The sequence below is a fragment of the Pseudomonas sp. DE0010 genome (genome assembly GCF_007680745.1).
Classification (GTDB): domain Bacteria; phylum Pseudomonadota; class Gammaproteobacteria; order Pseudomonadales; family Pseudomonadaceae; genus Aquipseudomonas; species Aquipseudomonas parafulva_B.
Map to the genome: position 1 here is coordinate 1 of NZ_VEJQ01000309.1, position 234 is coordinate 234.

Annotated in this window: 1 protein-coding gene; it reads left to right on the forward strand. The window is 70.5% G+C overall.

Annotated elements, in window-relative coordinates; all coding sequences use genetic code 11:
• On the forward strand, positions 1-221 hold a 221-nt coding region (locus FS767_RS22650), incomplete at its 5' end, for a LysR substrate-binding domain-containing protein (protein ID WP_256674316.1).
• Between the last annotated feature and the right edge of the window lie 13 nt (positions 222-234).

A 234-nucleotide genomic window follows, 5' to 3' on the forward strand; every position in this document is an offset into this window, starting at 1 on the left:
TGGAAGCCGCCCGCCATGGCCTGGGCTTCGCCCTGGAGAGCACGGTGCTGGCAGCGGACTATCTGGCCCGCGGTGATCTGGTGCGGGTGCTGCCCCAGGATGACGACCTGCCGGTGGCCGCTCACCACCTGGTGTTTCCCCGGGCGCACTCGCGCTACGCCCGGGTGCGGCGCTTTCTGGACTGGCTGCAACAGGAGCTGGGGCAGCCCTTCGAGTACTAGCCGGCCTCCAGCC